Annotated in this window: 17 protein-coding genes, 1 tRNA gene and 1 pseudogene; 4 read left to right on the top strand and 15 right to left on the bottom strand. The window is 35.9% G+C overall.

Going from position 1 to position 15,988, the window contains the following annotated elements; translation table 11 throughout:
* Positions 1–5 precede the first annotated feature (5 nt).
* Together HU235_RS04345 and HU235_RS04340 are read right to left on the bottom strand one after the other, a co-directional pair.
* Positions 6–785 carry a Cof-type HAD-IIB family hydrolase gene (locus HU235_RS04345; protein ID WP_174879434.1) on the bottom strand — a complete coding sequence of 260 codons (780 nt, stop codon included), beginning with the start codon at positions 783–785 and terminating at the stop codon, positions 6–8.
* A 96-nt stretch (positions 786–881) separates the two neighbouring features.
* Positions 882–1,841 (bottom strand): LacI family DNA-binding transcriptional regulator, encoded by a 960-nt coding sequence (locus HU235_RS04340; protein WP_174879433.1) that lies wholly within the window; start codon positions 1,839–1,841, stop codon positions 882–884.
* A 641-nt stretch (positions 1,842–2,482) separates the two neighbouring features.
* Here HU235_RS04340 and bacA point away from each other — a divergent pair.
* Both bacA and HU235_RS04330 read left to right on the top strand, forming a co-directional pair.
* Entirely contained in the window at positions 2,483–3,280 is a 798-nt protein-coding gene (gene bacA, locus HU235_RS04335) for an undecaprenyl-diphosphate phosphatase (RefSeq protein WP_174879432.1), read from the top strand.
* Positions 3,281–3,618: 338 nt separating this feature from the next.
* Positions 3,619–3,743, top strand: a pseudogene (locus HU235_RS04330) (GNAT family N-acetyltransferase); the annotation flags it as partial.
* A gap of 122 nt (positions 3,744–3,865) precedes the next feature.
* Here HU235_RS04330 and HU235_RS04325 read toward each other — a convergent pair.
* Positions 3,866–4,240, bottom strand: a complete 375-nt coding sequence (locus HU235_RS04325; protein ID WP_174879430.1) for a winged helix-turn-helix transcriptional regulator — start codon at positions 4,238–4,240, stop codon at positions 3,866–3,868.
* Between the two features lie 122 nt (positions 4,241–4,362).
* On the opposite strand from HU235_RS04325, the gene HU235_RS04320 reads away from it, so the two are divergent.
* Positions 4,363–4,944, top strand: coding sequence for an NAD(P)H-dependent oxidoreductase (locus tag HU235_RS04320; protein ID WP_174879429.1), 582 nt, complete (start codon positions 4,363–4,365; stop codon positions 4,942–4,944).
* Between the two features lie 275 nt (positions 4,945–5,219).
* The gene (locus HU235_RS04315; protein WP_174879428.1) at positions 5,220–6,197 is read left to right on the top strand and encodes an alpha/beta hydrolase; all 978 of its coding nucleotides are present in this window, start codon (positions 5,220–5,222) and stop codon (positions 6,195–6,197) included.
* 473 nt (positions 6,198–6,670) lie between these two features.
* Here the strand turns inward: HU235_RS04315 and HU235_RS04310 are convergent.
* The 12 genes from HU235_RS04310 to HU235_RS04255 form a co-directional block, all read right to left on the bottom strand.
* Positions 6,671–6,747 (bottom strand) — tRNA-Arg (locus tag HU235_RS04310).
* A 160-nt stretch (positions 6,748–6,907) separates the two neighbouring features.
* Entirely contained in the window at positions 6,908–7,417 is a 510-nt protein-coding gene (locus HU235_RS04305; protein ID WP_095300597.1) for a metallophosphoesterase family protein, read from the bottom strand.
* A gap of 20 nt (positions 7,418–7,437) precedes the next feature.
* The gene (locus HU235_RS04300; RefSeq protein WP_145582187.1) at positions 7,438–8,025 is read right to left on the bottom strand and encodes an XTP/dITP diphosphatase; all 588 of its coding nucleotides are present in this window, start codon (positions 8,023–8,025) and stop codon (positions 7,438–7,440) included.
* Between the two features lie 9 nt (positions 8,026–8,034).
* Positions 8,035–8,787, bottom strand: a complete 753-nt coding sequence (gene rph, locus HU235_RS04295) for a ribonuclease PH (RefSeq protein WP_145582188.1) — start codon at positions 8,785–8,787, stop codon at positions 8,035–8,037.
* 161 nt (positions 8,788–8,948) lie between these two features.
* Positions 8,949–10,016 (bottom strand): GerMN domain-containing protein, encoded by a 1,068-nt coding sequence (locus HU235_RS04290; protein WP_095300600.1) that lies wholly within the window; start codon positions 10,014–10,016, stop codon positions 8,949–8,951.
* A gap of 228 nt (positions 10,017–10,244) precedes the next feature.
* Entirely contained in the window at positions 10,245–11,069 is an 825-nt protein-coding gene (racE, locus tag HU235_RS04285) for a glutamate racemase (RefSeq protein WP_095300601.1), read from the bottom strand.
* Positions 11,070–11,078: 9 nt separating this feature from the next.
* Entirely contained in the window at positions 11,079–11,531 is a 453-nt protein-coding gene (locus HU235_RS04280) for a MarR family winged helix-turn-helix transcriptional regulator (protein ID WP_233452127.1), read from the bottom strand.
* A gap of 45 nt (positions 11,532–11,576) precedes the next feature.
* Positions 11,577–11,714: a hypothetical protein gene (locus tag HU235_RS04275; RefSeq protein ID WP_174879427.1), complete on the bottom strand. Its 138-nt coding sequence runs from the start codon at positions 11,712–11,714 to the stop codon at positions 11,577–11,579.
* 328 nt (positions 11,715–12,042) lie between these two features.
* Positions 12,043–12,267 carry a spore germination transcription factor GerE gene (gene gerE / locus HU235_RS04270; protein ID WP_003184172.1) on the bottom strand — a complete coding sequence of 75 codons (225 nt, stop codon included), beginning with the start codon at positions 12,265–12,267 and terminating at the stop codon, positions 12,043–12,045.
* A 412-nt stretch (positions 12,268–12,679) separates the two neighbouring features.
* Complete coding sequence (sdhB, locus tag HU235_RS04265; protein ID WP_174879426.1) at positions 12,680–13,441, bottom strand: succinate dehydrogenase iron-sulfur subunit; 762 nt, start codon at positions 13,439–13,441, stop codon at positions 12,680–12,682.
* Complete coding sequence (gene sdhA / locus HU235_RS04260) at positions 13,441–15,204, bottom strand: succinate dehydrogenase flavoprotein subunit (protein ID WP_095300603.1); 1,764 nt, start codon at positions 15,202–15,204, stop codon at positions 13,441–13,443. The genes sdhB and sdhA overlap by 1 nt, the downstream gene beginning before the upstream one ends.
* A gap of 42 nt (positions 15,205–15,246) precedes the next feature.
* Complete coding sequence (locus tag HU235_RS04255; RefSeq protein WP_095300604.1) at positions 15,247–15,855, bottom strand: succinate dehydrogenase cytochrome b558 subunit; 609 nt, start codon at positions 15,853–15,855, stop codon at positions 15,247–15,249.
* Positions 15,856–15,988 lie beyond the last annotated feature (133 nt).

The raw sequence follows: 15,988 nt of genomic DNA, 5'->3' as shown, positions 1-15,988 counted from the left end.
CCTACTTACAGAAGACCAACCATTTGAAGGCCATGGAGAATTCCATTGTCTTCAACAGATTTCGTTACATGCTTGGCAGCTTTTTTCACTCTATCCTCTGCATTCCCCATCGCAACACTATTTTCAATCGCAGACAGCATCTCCAAATCGTTAAGCCCATCACCAAAGGCGTATTGTCTTTCTTTCGGGAATCCTAATCTTTCCACAATTTTTTCAATTCCGATCGCTTTTGAACCACCCTTTGGCAGGATATCAACAGAAACAGGATGCCATCTAACAAAATCAAATTCAGCAAATTCCTGCTCATATTGTTTTTCTTCACCTTCTGGACAGAAAAGCAATGATTGATAGAGGTCGCGACCTTTATAATAATTCGGATCATGTGTTGGGAAATGGTTAATTTTTAACGTTTCAATGCTTTCCCGAATATAAGCATGCTCTGGAACATTTGCCTTCATATCCTCATGGTCCATAAACACAACCGGATGTCGATTTAATAATGCTTTTTCAGTTAATCGTTCAAGAGCTGGAATATTTAATGGATTCGCATAAATGACCTCACCGTTTAAAACGACATATTGACCGTTATAGCTAACAAATGTGCGAATATCTAATTCCTCACGGATGTCCTCAAACATAAACGGAGCTCGCCCTGTCGCAATGGCTACCTCATGTCCTAGCTCTTTTAGCTTGAAAATCGCTTCCTTTGTCGATGCTGGTAACTCCTTCTCATGAGTCAATAACGTCCCATCAATATCAAAGAAGATTACGCTCTGATTTGTCATGTGCATTCCAACTTTCTTTCGTTAGTGTTTTGTCCCCATACAAAGAATGTTACATTTTATTTTTTCTCTCTATAAATATTCTATCAGAAAACAGCGTTAAGCCGTACCTCTTTCAATGAGTTTCACGGACATTTCCTTATTTGAAATCTCCTCGGCAACTGCTTGCAGAAAAAGATTTTCACCCATTTCAAACAGCGGGATATCAATCGTTGTAATATTCATCATTTTCGCAATCGGCTGGTTATCAAAGCCGATAATCGAAAGCTCCTCTGGTATCGCTATCCCATTTGCTTGACAATAGGTAACAATCCCTGCCGCAACTTGATCACTTGTAATGAGCAATGCAGTGGGAGGCTTTGCCATCTGTTTGATTCGCTTCATTACTTTCTCACTATCCTCAAAATAGAGACAGCCATCAATAATATACTCTTGATGTAACGGAAGCTGATATTTAGTGAGAAAATCACGATAGGCCATTTCCCGCTCATAGCTATTTGTCCCTGTCCTTCTCCCAATACTATAGCCAATCCGGTGGTGTCCCTTCTCAAACAAATATTCTAACGCTTCAAAAAAAACGTTGTATTGATTGACATAGCTTGAAGAAATCCGCTTCCCTTCAATATGCTCACAAAGAACGATCGGACCAAATGACATATGCTCTTCAATAATGGCAAAATCACAGGCTCTCGAGCAAAAAATTAACGAATCAATTTGCTTTAGCTTTAACATTTCCAATGCTTCAAGTTCCCGCTCCTTCTGGTACTCCGTTTGAAACAACACTAATTTGTAATTATTTTTCAAAGCCTGTTTTGCAATTCCCTTTATTAAAAAGGCAAAATACGTATGATCAATAAAGGGAACGACAACCCCCATCATATTTGTTTTCCCTTTACTTAAATGCACAGCATTAATATTTTTATAATAATTCGTTGCCTCGATCGCCTTTAAAACCGCATCCCGTTTTTCCTTGCTTACATATGGATGATCATTTAACACACGAGATACAGTCGTCACAGAAACTCCAGCCAACTTCGCTAAATCTTTAATATTTGTCATATGCTCACCTTTTTTCAAACATGTCATCTTATCACGTTTAATCTTCAGTAAAGCCTGATAGGTTTCAATTTATAAGCCCATACTCAAAGGATAAAAGCCTATCCCCGTTCATCATACCATTTCCTAAAGAGAGAAGTGCAAAACAATGCTAATATCTAAAAACCTAAATGAAGCGTTACTTTTAAATAAAATAATCGTCAAAGTCCTTCATTGACTTAACATCCATTGATTGTCCTGATGACTTTAAACAGAAGTATGATGCCAAATATATCACAAAGCAAAGGATGATTATTGAAATCATAGACTCTCCTCATTTCCTATTATTTGGCTTAAGTCTAATTGATGAAACGCGTTCCATGTCAAACAGTTATTTTAATGTTTTTTCAAATTGTTCATACAAACTAAAAATGCTCTATTTAAACTCGAAAAATCATTCAATAACGACGAGTAAAAGCAGCTGTTGAAATTGTCTGCCATCCTTCACTTCAAAGTGACAAAAATGTCACCTCTACTTCCGATTTGTTCGGAGAATAACAGGAAAATATCGTAACGAAAATTTAAAATCTACTTAAAACCACCCTATTTACATTTACTGGTTTTTTGATATTGTTTAAAAGAGTATTTGATAAAGGAGAAATCGAATGGATATTATTATTGGCATCATCATGGGGATTGTCGAAGGGTTAACAGAATTTGCACCAGTGTCTTCAACTGGTCACTTAATCCTTACTGGCCATCTTCTAAATTTTCATGGGGAACGTGCCTCAACCTTTGAAATTGTCATTCAGTTAGGCTCGATTCTAGCAGTTGTTGTTCTATTTTGGAGGAGAATTCTTACGATTTTCGGCTTACATAAAAGTGAAGAGAAGAATAGTATAGGCAAGCTAAACGTGTTCCATATTGCGATTGGTATGCTTCCGTTCGGAATTGGTGGCGTCCTATTTTATGATACGATCAAGGATGTGTTGTTTTCACCACAAACGGTTGTTATGACATTAGTTGCTGGTGGTGTGCTAATGATTATTGCTGAAAAATTTAAACCCGCACCTGTTGCAAATACACTTGACCAAATTTCCTATAAGCAAGCATTTGCTGTCGGGCTCTTTCAATGCTTAGCCTTAATGCCTGGCTTCTCAAGGTCAGGAGCAACGTTATCAGGCGGTCTTCTCGTCGGCATGAATCACCGGACCGCTTCAGAATTTACGTTTATTATGGCGATTCCGATTATGTTTGCCGCCTCTGGAAAGGATTTACTCGAAAGCTGGAGTCATTTAAACAGCAGTGATTTGCCATTGTTTATTACAGGCTTTGTCACAGCTTTTGTAGTTGCTTTAATCGCAATTAAATTCTTCCTTAGCCTAATTAATAAAATTAAGCTCATTCCTTTTGCTATTTATCGCTTTTTACTAGCGATTGTGTTTTGGATTTTTATTTTATAAAAAGAGGCATGGGGATCGTCTCAAAGGCTTTCGTTTTGGAGTACAAATTTTAAATAGACAAAGTAAATGGTGTGTAAACTGACAACAGTATTGACACACCATTTTTTGTAATTAGAGGATAAACAGCTACTACAGTATAAGGAAATTTAATCCCAATTATGGAAACCATTGATATACTCAGGTTATAGAAGTTTTCCAAAAACAAGAAAGGATTGTATCGTCCTCTCTAGAGTTTTAGTTTTTCTTCTTCAACAATGGGGGCTGGTTAGTTGAATAAAAAAATGCTAATAGCAAAATGAATATGGTGAAATTAGGATGTTTAGTGTGAATTACAAAGTTTGGAAAAGAATAAAATTCCTTATTGGGATTGTATGGAAGACAACAAGCCTTCTATTGCAATAGCGGAAAATATAGGCTTTTCTAATGTATTTAACATTGTAGGTATTATTTTCCTTTTGATTAATATTGTTCTTCAAGTAACTGGTGCGAGTGTTCATTAAGTGCATTCGCTTTTTGACTAACGGTGCAGGTTTATTGATTAATACTATGAAAAGGAATCTACAGCTGCTGACCAGGCAGCCTTCTTTAGTTATTGTTCACTTTATTCGTCACTTCCTTTCTTTTATCCAATTGTTCTTCTCCCCAATAGCAAATTGCATCTAATACAGGAATCAATGATAAACCCTTTTCCGATAAACTATATTCTACTTTTGGAGGCACTTGAGGATATTCTTTTCGATTAATTAGTTGATCACCCTCAAGTTCCTTTAGTGTATTGGTTAATGTTTTAAAAGAAATATTGCCAAGCATCCGTTTCAGCTGGTTATAGCGAATAGGGTTATTGTTTAAATATAAAGCATATAAAACTGTCATTTTGTATTTTCCACCAATTAATGACAAAGTATAGCCAAAACCAGTATCCTTCAAATTATCTTTAAATACATAAGATTCATTTTCCATTCAACACTCTCCTTTAGGTTAGTATCATACTTAAATTACCGTACTTGTAGAATGTTATAGCATACAATAAGATGAATGTACATCAAAATATGATGCAAATTAGGGAGAAGGGTGAACTAGTAATGAAAACAATTGTCTATGCACATCCATGGGAAGGAAGCTATAATCATGCAATCTTAACTTCTATCACGAAAGACTTAGAAGCTAAGGAAGAAACATTTCAAGTGATCGATCTTTATAAAGATGGGTTTAATCCCGTATTTACAGCAGAAGAATTGGAGCAATTTAATAGAGGAGAAACACCTTACGAATTAGTTAAGGAATATCAAAAAAAATTAAGCCAGGCAACTGAGTTGATTTTTATATTTCCTGTCTGGTGGTGGGACTTACCTGCTATTTTAAAAGGATTTATTGATAAAGTGATGTTGAGTGGCTTCGCTTTCCTAGAGGATAAAACAACAGGTTCTCTGAAAGGGTTATTGACAAATATAGAAAAAACAACTGTGATTTCAACTTCTACAACGGATAAAGATTATATTGAATCTGAAGGAGGAAATGCTATTCAAGGAGTCTTCATTAACCGAACTTTAGCTGACCTGGGAATTAAAAACGAATACACTAAATGGATTCATTTTTCTGGAGTTAACTTAACAACAGATGAGAAGAGGAAACAATTTTTAAGAGAAATAACCCAAGAAATTTAAAGTAGAATGAACTGAAAAGACGATGTTTGTGAAGAAATGTACTTAAACAAATGGGTGCGGTACTTCAATAAAGAGGTATCGCATTTACTTATTGCACTAAAGGGGCAGGTTAAGCTCAATAAGAAGGCTTTTTTGAAACCATCTAGAATAAGTTAATATATGTAATAACAACGGCAAAGGCTTATTAGATCGGTACCTTACTAGTGTGTGTTCCCACTATTACGTTTTAGTAAGGTTAGCAAATGCCATTACAATACGGTTTGGGGGAAGAGTGAGTGAATCCTAACACTAAAAATTTTACATACAATGAAACCGAAGTTTATTGGAAGAAATATCAGAGATTTTTCCCTGAAGAATTGCGAATAAATGACAATAACCTACCATCTGAGGAATGGTGGGGTTGGAACGATTATCATATCCATCTGGATCGAATGTCTGTTTCGGGATCGAAAATTAAAGTTATTTTAATACATGGTGCAGGTGGAAACGGTAGACTATTGGCACCCTATGCAAGGATGTTACAAATACATGGATATGATGTTGTATCTCCAGACCTCCCTCCTTATGGTCTCAGTTATACTGAGTCATTAAAATCTATAGATTACCGTGATTGGATAAAAATAATTACGGAGTTCATCGAACAGGAATTCAAGCGAGACGGTAAACCAATTATTTTATTAAGAGCCAGCATTGGAGGCATGCTTGCATATCATGCGGCAAGTATGAGCAAACAAGTTAAAGGGTTGATTGTAACGACCTTCGTGGATACAAGTAATCAAAAAGTTCGTGATCAAATTGCTCCAAATAAGGTAATTAGTCGCTTGGGTAAATTCACGATGGATAGTTTCCCCTTTGTATTGGATTCGTTTCGGATTCCTGTTTCTAAAGTATCGAGAATGAAGTTAATTACAAATAACTTTGATTTGACCAATCTAATTATGAACGATCCACGCTCGGCAGGGACAAGAATACCTTTGCGATTTCTGAGAACCTTCTTAAATATGAAATTAATGATTGAACCTGAATATTTTGACATTTGTCCTATATTACTTATCCATCCTGAAGTAGATCCAATGACACCGTTTAATTTAAGTGAATCCTTTTATAAGCGATTACAATGTAAGAAAAGATGTGTAATTTTAGAAGGAGCTGGACATTTCCCGATAGAACAACCAGGTGTCGAGCAAATGAAAATAGCTGTATTAAATTTTTTAAATGAGATAGAAAATAAATTTAAGTCCAAAGAAGACTAATTTATACACTGTAGACGCATTTTTATAGTAGTTATATAGAAGGCTTGGATAGACACATTATACTCAACTAAAATCGATTTGAGAGTTTATTATACTCGGTACAGGTGTCACGAAAGGAGAATTGCATAGAGACTTAGATTTCTTAGAGGGAATATTTCCATTAGACGACTTAGATTCTTAAAAATTAATTGTTTCTTACCATAACAACTATCATTACAAAAGTTTCCTTAAATTTCTTGAAGAGGTGGCGATGTTAATCTTGGTTGTTTATTTCCTCTTGTAGCGTTCTTTTTCTGTAGAAGGTCTGGAACGCTCCTCCATGGCGTTAAATCCTCTAACAAACTTCTCTAAACAAGAATCCCACGTATTCTTCAATAACATAGTGCTAAGAAATCAATGATAGGCTTTGACATATCTTAAAAATAAAAAAACCTATCACATTTAATATGATAGGTTTTGAATATGTATTATTATGGCGTCCCAGGAGAGATTCGAACTCCCGACCGACGGCTTAGAAGGCCGTTGCTCTATCCAGCTGAGCTACTGGGACATGTTTATAATGAATAATGTTCTTAAGGTGTTTTCCCTTATGTACTGTGTATCACCAGCGACATTTATTATTATATTTGCTTATAGAATAAAAGTCAACATTATTTTTAAAACTTTTTTTCATTTTTTTAAAAAGGGGAAATCTCCCCTCCATATTAACTTTACAGTGAAAATTGTTGTGATAAATCCTCAACAATAGTTCCATTCACTTCAAAAAATGTTACATTTGCAATTGAATTTTCCACTTCTAGTATAGCATAAGTTTTCTGTCTGCGCAGTACTGGTAAACGAATACTTCCAGGGTTAATAAATATCATTCCATCGATCATTTCAGCATTCGCAATATGTGAATGACCATAGCAAACGAATCGTGCACCAACTTCTAATGCTCGATACTTCAAATTTAATAAAGTTGATTTCACCTGATATAAATGACCGTGTGTTAAATATAATGTTGAACCATTAATATCACAAATCACATCATTCGGAAAATCTGCACCGAAATCACAGTTCCCTTTTACCACTGTTAATGATGCTAACTCAAGACTTTCATGTGATAATTCAGAATCTCCACAATGTAGCATCAATGAAACTTCATCTTTGTGACGATTTTTAATTTCTTCAATTTCTTTTGTTAGTCCATGACTATCACTCATGATAAGTACTTTCATCTTATGCGCCGCCCTATAAATTAATAAATAAGCTCTTTCAGTTTCTCCAAAGCCTTCGCTCGATGACTAATTTCATTTTTTTCTTCACTTGTTAAACATGCCATTGTTTTTTCTTTTCCTTTGACAATAAAAATCGGATCATAGCCGAAGCCGTTTTCACCTATTGGCATCATTGAGATATATCCCTCACAGGTTCCAACAACAGTTTTTGTTTTTTCACCTGGTATAGATAGCGCAAGGGCACATACAAATCTTGCCGAACGTTCTTCTAATTTTTCAACATTTTCTAACTGCTTCAATACTTTATTAATATTCGCAATATCATCCTTTTCTGGACCTGCGTATCTCGCAGAATAAACTCCAGGTTTTCCATCTAAATAATCAACAGCTAGCCCTGAATCATCAGCAATCGTTAATTTCTGATATGTATTTGCAATCGCATCGGCTTTAAGTATTGCATTTTCCTCAAATGTAGTACCTGTTTCCTCAACATCGATCGCATTTGGATAATCCAATAAAGAACGAACGATATACCCTAGAGGAGTAAGCAATGCTTCAAATTCTTTAACCTTCCCTTTATTCTTCGTTGCTATAATAATTTCCTTCACAAAATCAACCTACTTTTTTAAATTTTCATCTACGATTAAAGATAAATCCCCAAGCGCTTCTCTTTGATATTCAATCAAGGAGTATATTCCCTGTTCCGCTAAATCAATAAGCTGATTTAATTGCGTTCTTGAAAACGTTGCTTCTTCCCCTGTTCCTTGAAGTTCAACAAGCTGACCTTTTGATGTCATTATGACATTCATATCGACTTGTGCAGAAGAATCCTCTATATAATTTAAATCTAGTATCTCTTTATGCTCTGTGTCAACCCCAACAGATACCGCAGCAAGAAAATCTGTTATCGGCAGAGTTTTAAGTTTTCCTTGTTCCAATAACTTTCCAAGTGCCAAAGTCATTGCTACAAACGCTCCTGTTATCGAAGCCGTTCTTGTTCCGCCATCAGCTTGAATAACATCACAATCAATCCATATTGTTCGTTCTCCTAATGCCTTTAAATCAACAACTGCTCGTAACGCTCTGCCGATTAATCGTTGAATTTCCATTGTTCGACCACTTATTTTCCCTTTAGAAGACTCTCTAATTGTTCTCTGTTCAGTTGCTCTTGGTAGCATCGAATATTCGGCTGTAATCCAACCTTTTCCTTCACCACGCATAAAAGGTGGAACTCTGTCTTCAATCGTTGCATTACAAATAACCTTCGTATTTCCTACTGTGATAAATACGGAGCCTTCAGGGTGTATGATAAAATCTGTTACAATCTCAACTTTTCTTAATTCATTTGCTTTTCGCCCATCATGTCTCATTATTTCTACAGTCCTCCATTTATCATCATCTCTATATGTAAACAAAAAAGTTTTTCAGCTAGTATGGTTTCCACATTATTTTCGAATCCACACTAAATGAAGAAAGAGGCAGCTTTAAAAGCTTACCTCTAACTATCATATAGTATAACAAAAATTAAATATTAAAAACTACCTGTGTTTACATTTGTAGGTCTAGTGACAGCCTCTGTTAGCTTTTCACCATTTTCATCCATTAACTCAGCTTTACCATTTACAGTAATAGCTACACTTTCAATACCTTCTTGCTCTGTTAAGGTTAAGACAAGTGATTGTAACACTTGAGATGAAATGATTTTCTGTTCTTCGTCAAAGCTTCCGTAAATTGCCTCATTGAAATCCAAGGTAACTTTTCCATCCTCATATTTAGGAGCGCTTATAAGCTCCACACCATTTTGAAACTCACTTAATAATCCTGTCTCTAACGCTGGACCCTCTACTAACTCTTCAACGGCTGAAACAATTTTGTCCGTTTCTGTGTTACTTACCCTTTTTGTAACCGGAACAAAATATTCTTGTCCATCTGTTTCAGCACTGTAATAAACGGTAACAGGATGCGTATTAGTCAAATCGACAACATCAGAGGAATCATGGTTAATTCCATACTCCCTTCCAATTCCATCTTGGATTGGAGTCCCATTTACAGGCATTTCCTTCTGTTCATGTCCATTTACCCAAATTTTCACTTTTTCAACAGAGTCAAACTGTGTTAATGTCCAAGTAATAGCCTGTAAAATCTTCTCTTCATCTTCTTTATTATACGTACTAAATTCTTTTGAGAAGTCTGCAACAGCTACTCCGTCTTTAATATCAACACCCAATACTTCTGTACCTTCAGGAAGAACGGCTCTAAACCCATTCGGCAGCATGCTTGAAATTGGACCACCGTCAACTAAATATTCTAAAGCTTGTTTTGCAACACTTTTTGTTTCAGGCAGGTTCATTGTGTAAGGAACAACAAATCCATTTTTATCAATTAAATATAATTGATTTGTTACATTTTTTTCTGCTTCTTCTCCAGCAACGTCTTCAACCTTTCCTTCACCTTTTTGATTTACATCCTCTGTAATTGTTACATCCTGTGGTGGATCGATTTCCTTTGTAGCTTTTTCTGCATCAAATAAACTACAGCCTGAGAGTAGCATAGATGATGCAATGACAGTGATTGCAATCTGTTTGTTGTATTTTGACATTCAAATCCCTCCAAAGGCAGTTTGTACTATAATGTATACGAGCTATAATTTGTTTTAGACCGCTTTTTTGTACAAATTCTCTGCTAAAGCTTTAAAGGGATGTTTTTTTACACAATGAAACTAACTGATAGGAACAAAAAAGTCTATCTTACTTTATACGCGTTATAGATCAAAGTGAATTTTTCTATAAATCGCATAAAGAAGATAGACTCCTTCATAGATGGTTCCTTATGATAAATGAATATTTTCAACATTTTCAAGTGAAATAGACTTCACGTTTTCGATAGGGTGTTCAAACCATTTTGAAGCAATTTTTTCAAACAACTGTTTGGAACCGGTTGTTAAAAATAAATGATTTTTTTCACCAGGTGTTTGGTTTAGCGCTTTTTTAAAGGACAGAATCGTGCTGACCTCTCTTGCCGTTTCATCACCAGAACAAATAATTTGAACAGCTTGTCCCATATACTCCTCAATTTGCGGCTGTAAAATAGGATAATGTGTACAACCTAAGATTAACGTGTCAATATTGGAATTCTTAAATGGAGCCAAAGAATCCTCAACAATTAGCCTTGCATGCTCACCTTCGTAATCTCCACTTTCAACTAGAGGGACAAATTTTGGACATGCTAAACTTTCAATTTTCAGCGTGTTATTTAATGTTTTAAGCGCCGTTTCATATGCAGCACTTTTTATTGTATTGATTGTCCCGATTACACCTATTTGGTCATTTTTAGTGACTTTTACAGCAGTTCGAGCACCAGGGAAAATCACCCCGATTACAGGGATATTTATTGTTTCTTGTATTTCCTGCAATGCGATAGCTGTTGCAGTATTACAAGCAATGACTAGCATTTTAATATGATGGTTATCAAGCAAATAATTAGTCATTTCCCATGTAAAACGTCGAACCTCTTCAGCAGGTCTTGGGCCATATGGACAACGTGCTGTATCCCCTAAATATATAATTTCTTCTTTTGGTAATTGTCTCATGATCTCTTTTGCGACAGTTAAACCGCCGACACCAGAATCAATAACTCCGATTGGACTTTTCAAATAATCGCCTCATTCTTCTCTCATTTCATGTTGTAACTTGATTAACGATTTTTCAAGGACTTCTAATTCATCCTTTTCAAAATTAACAAGCATATCTCGTAAGTATTTTTGGCGTTTTTCGATAACTTCTTCAATAATACGTTCGCCTTCTTTTAATAAATGAATTCGTACAACTCTTCGATCTTTTGGGTCTTTCACTCGCATCACTAACTGATTTTTTTCCATTCTGTCAACTAAATCTGTTGTTGTGCTGCATGCCAAATATATTTTATTCGAAAGTTCACCAATTGTTAAGTCACCATATTCCCATAACCATTGCAACGCAACAAATTGAGGAGGAGTAATACCATAATCACTCAGTATACAACGACCCTTTTGTCTTAGTATACTGGAAATATGTCGGAGTGCCTTTTCGAGATCCGCAACTGTCTTATCATTTATTAATTCTTGTCTACTTTTCACTTTTTACCCTCACTAATTTAGTACTGATATGCATCCTCATAATGGTTATGTACATATCACTTCAATTTTCCATGTTTTAATTAAAAAATGCAAGATTGTTTTAATTGAAAGACCATAAAAACCGTTGTTAATTTCCTCTTGCAGCCATTTGCTTTCCTCAAGCGATCCGTGCTGCTTAAGCACAAACGCCTGTGGGGTCTCCCTTTGTCACGCTTCTCTAAACAGGAGTCTCATATCTTCCAAACAACAAATACACAATTATGAACGATAGACATTAACATCGTCTTTTGAAATCAAGTGGAAGTTCAAGCTTGTATTCAGTGCAACATGTAGAAAGTAAACTGGCCCTATCGTATGAACAACCCCCTCAACAAAATCAACCTGATTATTTATAAGAAATTCTCAAGCAACAATTATACGACAACCATCTTTAAATTTCAGTAGAAATAAATAATATCGATTACAAATAAAATAATAACCGGCAAACCTATAAAAGGTTAGCCGGTATAGGTTAGAGCTCTAGTTCACCCATTCGAAGGAGCTCGACAACCGCTTGAGAACGTCCCTTTACACCAAGCTTTTGCATCGCATTCGAGATGTGATTCCGAACTGTTTTTTCACTAATGAAGAGCTCGCTAGCTATTTCCTTTGTTGTCTTATCTTGAACTAACAATTCGAAAACTTCTCTCTCTCTTTTCGTGAGTAATGGCTTTGATTGAAACTCTTTCTCTTTCAAGTATTGTAACCCTCCTTGCTAAGGTGAGAGCTGATCTAACGGATGGGTATATATTTAGTCAACATATATTATGTGCTGCAATTGCTTACTGTGACTGAAATGCTTTGGAAAAGGTGTATTTACTACGTCCATTTTTATCGTTTAAAAATACGAATGTATAATTCTATATTTGCTAATCCCCAAATAATTAAAACTCTCTCATTTTAAACGTTATATTGACCAAAAGACGAAAACTAAGCAATGGATAAAAAACTATATTTTCACCTTTTGAACCTATTTTTAAAATATGTAAAACCTTTTAGATTGTTCATTTAATAACGAAAAAAAACCACCCATAATTGAGTGGTTAAAGAGTTGAAGCAATAAAATTCACCTTAATAAGGAACCAATTATTTTGTCGGTTTAAAATCCTTTAGACTTGGTCACTACCAAAAAAATTCCGGAATGATTGAATCGCAGTATCACGATTTAATGCTGCAATCGAAATTGTTAATGGTATTCCTTTAGGACAAGATTGTACGCAGTTTTGGGAATTACCACAGTTTGCTAATCCACCATCACCCATAATCGCTTCAAGACGCTCTGATTTATTCATTGCTCCAGTTGGATGGGCATTAAATAAACGAACCTGTGATAATGGAGCTGGACCAATAAAGTTAGATTTACTATTCACATTCGGACAAGCCTCTAAGCATACACCACATGTCATACATTTTGATAATTCATATGCCCATTGACGTTTTTTCTCAGGCATTCTTGGTCCAGGGCCTAAATCATACGTACCATCTACAGGAATCCATGCTTTAACCTTTTTCAATGAATCGAACATCCGCTTCCGGTCTACTTGTAAATCACGTACAACTGGAAATGTTCTCATTGGCTCAAGTCTAATTGGTTGTTCAAGCTTATCAACAAGTGCTGAACATGATTGACGAGGCTTCCCATTGATGACCATTGAACAAGCGCCACATACTTCCTCTAAACAATTCATATCCCAGTTTACAGGTGTCGTTTTTTTGCCATCTGCATTTACAGGATTTCGGCGAATTTCCATAAGTGCAGAAATAACATTCATATTAGGACGATACGGCACTTCAAATTTTTCCTCGTAAGGGGCAGCGTCCGGTGAATCTTGGCGGGTAATAATAAATTGAACTACTTTTCTCTCGCTCATTAGTTATCCCCCTTTTTGCTTTTTGAATAATCACGTTTACGTGGCTTAATTAATGATACATCTACATCTTCGTAGTCAAACTTAGGTGCAGAATCCTCACCAGTAAATGAAGCCATTGTTGTTTTTAAGAAGTCCTCATCATTACGTTCTGGGAATTCAGGTTTATAATGAGCTCCACGGCTTTCATTACGATTGTAAGCTCCTAATGTAATAACCCGAGCTAAATGCAACATATTTTTTAATTGACGTGTAAATGTAGCACCTTGGTTACTCCACTTAGCTGTATCATTAATATTAATATTTTCATATCTTTCTAACAGCTCTTGAATTTTATCATCTGTTTTTAATAGCTTATCATTGTATCGAACAACTGTTACATTGTCAGTCATCCATTCTCCTAATTCCTTGTGAAGGACATAAGCATTTTCATTACCATCTAGTCCCATAATATGATTCCATTTCTCTTCTTCTTTCTTCACATATCCATCATATAAGGTAGATGATAAATCCTCTGCACTTTTTTCAAGTCCACTAATATATTTCACAGCATTAGGTCCTGCAACCATACCACCGTAAACAGCTGATAACAACGAATTAGCTCCTAATCGATTCGCACCGTGCATTGAGTAATCACATTCACCAGCAGCAAACAATCCAGGGATATTTGTCATTTGATCGTAATCAATCCAAAGTCCTCCCATTGAATAATGAACAGCAGGGAAAATTTTCATAGGTACTTTACGCGGATCCTCACCCATGAATTTTTCATAGATTTCGATTATTCCACCTAGTTTTATATCAAGCTCTTTCGGATCCTTATGTGACAAATCAAGGTATACCATGTTTTCCCCATTAATCCCTAGCTTTTGCTCGACACAAACATCGAAGATTTCACGTGTAGCAATGTCACGAGGTACAAGGTTACCGTAAGCAGGATATTTTTCTTCAAGGAAATACCATGGTTTCCCGTCCTTATATGTCCAAACTCGTCCACCTTCTCCACGAGCAGACTCACTCATAAGACGAAGTTTATCATCACCTGGGATTGCCGTTGGATGAATTTGAATAAATTCACCATTCGCATATGTAACACCTTGTTGATAGACAATCGATGCAGCAGAACCTGTATTAATAATCGAGTTTGTTGATTTACCAAAAATAATACCAGGACCACCAGTTGCCATAATAACAGCATCTGAGCGGAAAGATTCAATCTGCATTGTTGTTAGGTTTTGTGCTGTAATACCGCGGCAGACACCATCGTCATCTAGGACTACACCTAAAAATTCCCAACCTTCATATTTCGTAACAAGTCCTGCAACTTCATGTCGACGAACTTGTTCATCTAATGCATATAATAACTGCTGTCCAGTCGTAGCTCCTGCAAATGCTGTTCTGTGGTATTGCGTACCTCCAAAACGTCTAAAGTCTAATAATCCTTCAGGCGTCCTGTTAAACATTACACCCATTCGGTCAAATAAGTGTATGATAGATGGTGCCGCCTCTGCTAAAGCCTTTACAGGAGGCTGATTTGCTAGGAAGTCTCCTCCATAAACAGTGTCATCAAAATGTTCCCAAGGAGAGTCTCCTTCCCCTTTTGTATTAACAGCACCATTTATTCCACCCTGTGCACATACAGAGTGAGAACGTTTCACTGGTACTAATGAAAACAAATCTACTTGAACGCCAGCTTCTGCTGCTTTCATTGTCGCCATTAAACCAGCTAGTCCGCCACCGACAACAATAATTTTATTTTTACTCATTAACCCCACTCCTTTTAATCGCTTCTATTGATAAGATCTCGATTAGACGAATGCAAAGATTGCTCGAACACCTACAATTGAAAGCGCTAAAAATATTGCAAGCGTTACATATGTGGAAATCTGTTGTGAGCGAGGAGTAACTGTAATTCCCCAGCTTACTGCAAATGACCATAATCCATTAGAAAAATGGAAAATTGTAGATATAACACCAACTAAATAGAATACTAGCATAATAGGACTACTTAAAATTGAAGCCATCATATCATAGTTCACTTCTTGTCCAAATGCTGCAGCTATTCTCGTTTCCCAAACGTGCCAAGCAATAAAAATAAAAGTGATAATTCCTGTAACACGTTGAAGCAAAAATAGCCAATTTCTTAAGTAGCCATAGTTCGTTACATTGTTTTTTGCAGTAAATGCAATATAAACACCATAAATTGCATGGTATAAAAGTGGAAGGAAAATAATGAAAATTTCCAACGCATACCTGAATGGTAGCATTTCCATAAAATGTGCTGCCTTGTTAAATGCTTCAGCACCTCTTGTAGCAAAGTGATTGACAACAAGATGCTGAACTAAAAACAGCCCTACAGGAATGACGCCTAATAAAGAGTGCAGTCTTCGATTTACAAACTCTTTGTTTCCAGCCATTAAACATACCCCCTAGTTTCAATAATACACCCGCTTTTTGATTCACTAATTTCTTTTATTAGCCCAAATTTTTTCCAAATAAAAATTAAAACTTTATTCTATGAATATATGGAAATATAAATGGGTTTTACAG

Source organism: Metabacillus niabensis, from assembly GCF_902829255.1.
In the GTDB taxonomy this organism is placed as follows: domain Bacteria; phylum Bacillota; class Bacilli; order Bacillales; family Bacillaceae; genus Metabacillus; species Metabacillus niabensis.
This window is presented reverse-complemented; position numbering and strand designations above follow the sequence as displayed.

Bases quoted from the DNA above. Each gene is read 5' to 3' on its own strand.
- HU235_RS04345 (WP_174879434.1), bottom strand. From the start codon at position 785: ATGACAAATCAGAGCGTAATCTTCTTTGATATTGATGGGACGTTATTG.
- HU235_RS04340 (WP_174879433.1), bottom strand. From the start codon at position 1,841: ATGACAAATATTAAAGATTTAGCGAAGTTGGCTGGAGTTTCTGTGACG.
- bacA (WP_174879432.1), top strand. From the start codon at position 2,483: ATGGATATTATTATTGGCATCATCATGGGGATTGTCGAAGGGTTAACA.
- HU235_RS04325 (WP_174879430.1), bottom strand. From the start codon at position 4,240: ATGGAAAATGAATCTTATGTATTTAAAGATAATTTGAAGGATACTGGT.
- HU235_RS04320 (WP_174879429.1), top strand. From the start codon at position 4,363: ATGAAAACAATTGTCTATGCACATCCATGGGAAGGAAGCTATAATCAT.
- HU235_RS04305 (WP_095300597.1), bottom strand. From the start codon at position 7,417: ATGAAAGTACTTATCATGAGTGATAGTCATGGACTAACAAAAGAAATT.
- rph (WP_145582188.1), bottom strand. From the start codon at position 8,787: ATGAGACATGATGGGCGAAAAGCAAATGAATTAAGAAAAGTTGAGATT.
- HU235_RS04290 (WP_095300600.1), bottom strand. From the start codon at position 10,016: ATGTCAAAATACAACAAACAGATTGCAATCACTGTCATTGCATCATCT.
- sdhB (WP_174879426.1), bottom strand. From the start codon at position 13,441: ATGAGCGAGAGAAAAGTAGTTCAATTTATTATTACCCGCCAAGATTCA.
- sdhA (WP_095300603.1), bottom strand. From the start codon at position 15,204: ATGAGTAAAAATAAAATTATTGTTGTCGGTGGCGGACTAGCTGGTTTA.
- HU235_RS04255 (WP_095300604.1), bottom strand. From the start codon at position 15,855: ATGGCTGGAAACAAAGAGTTTGTAAATCGAAGACTGCACTCTTTATTA.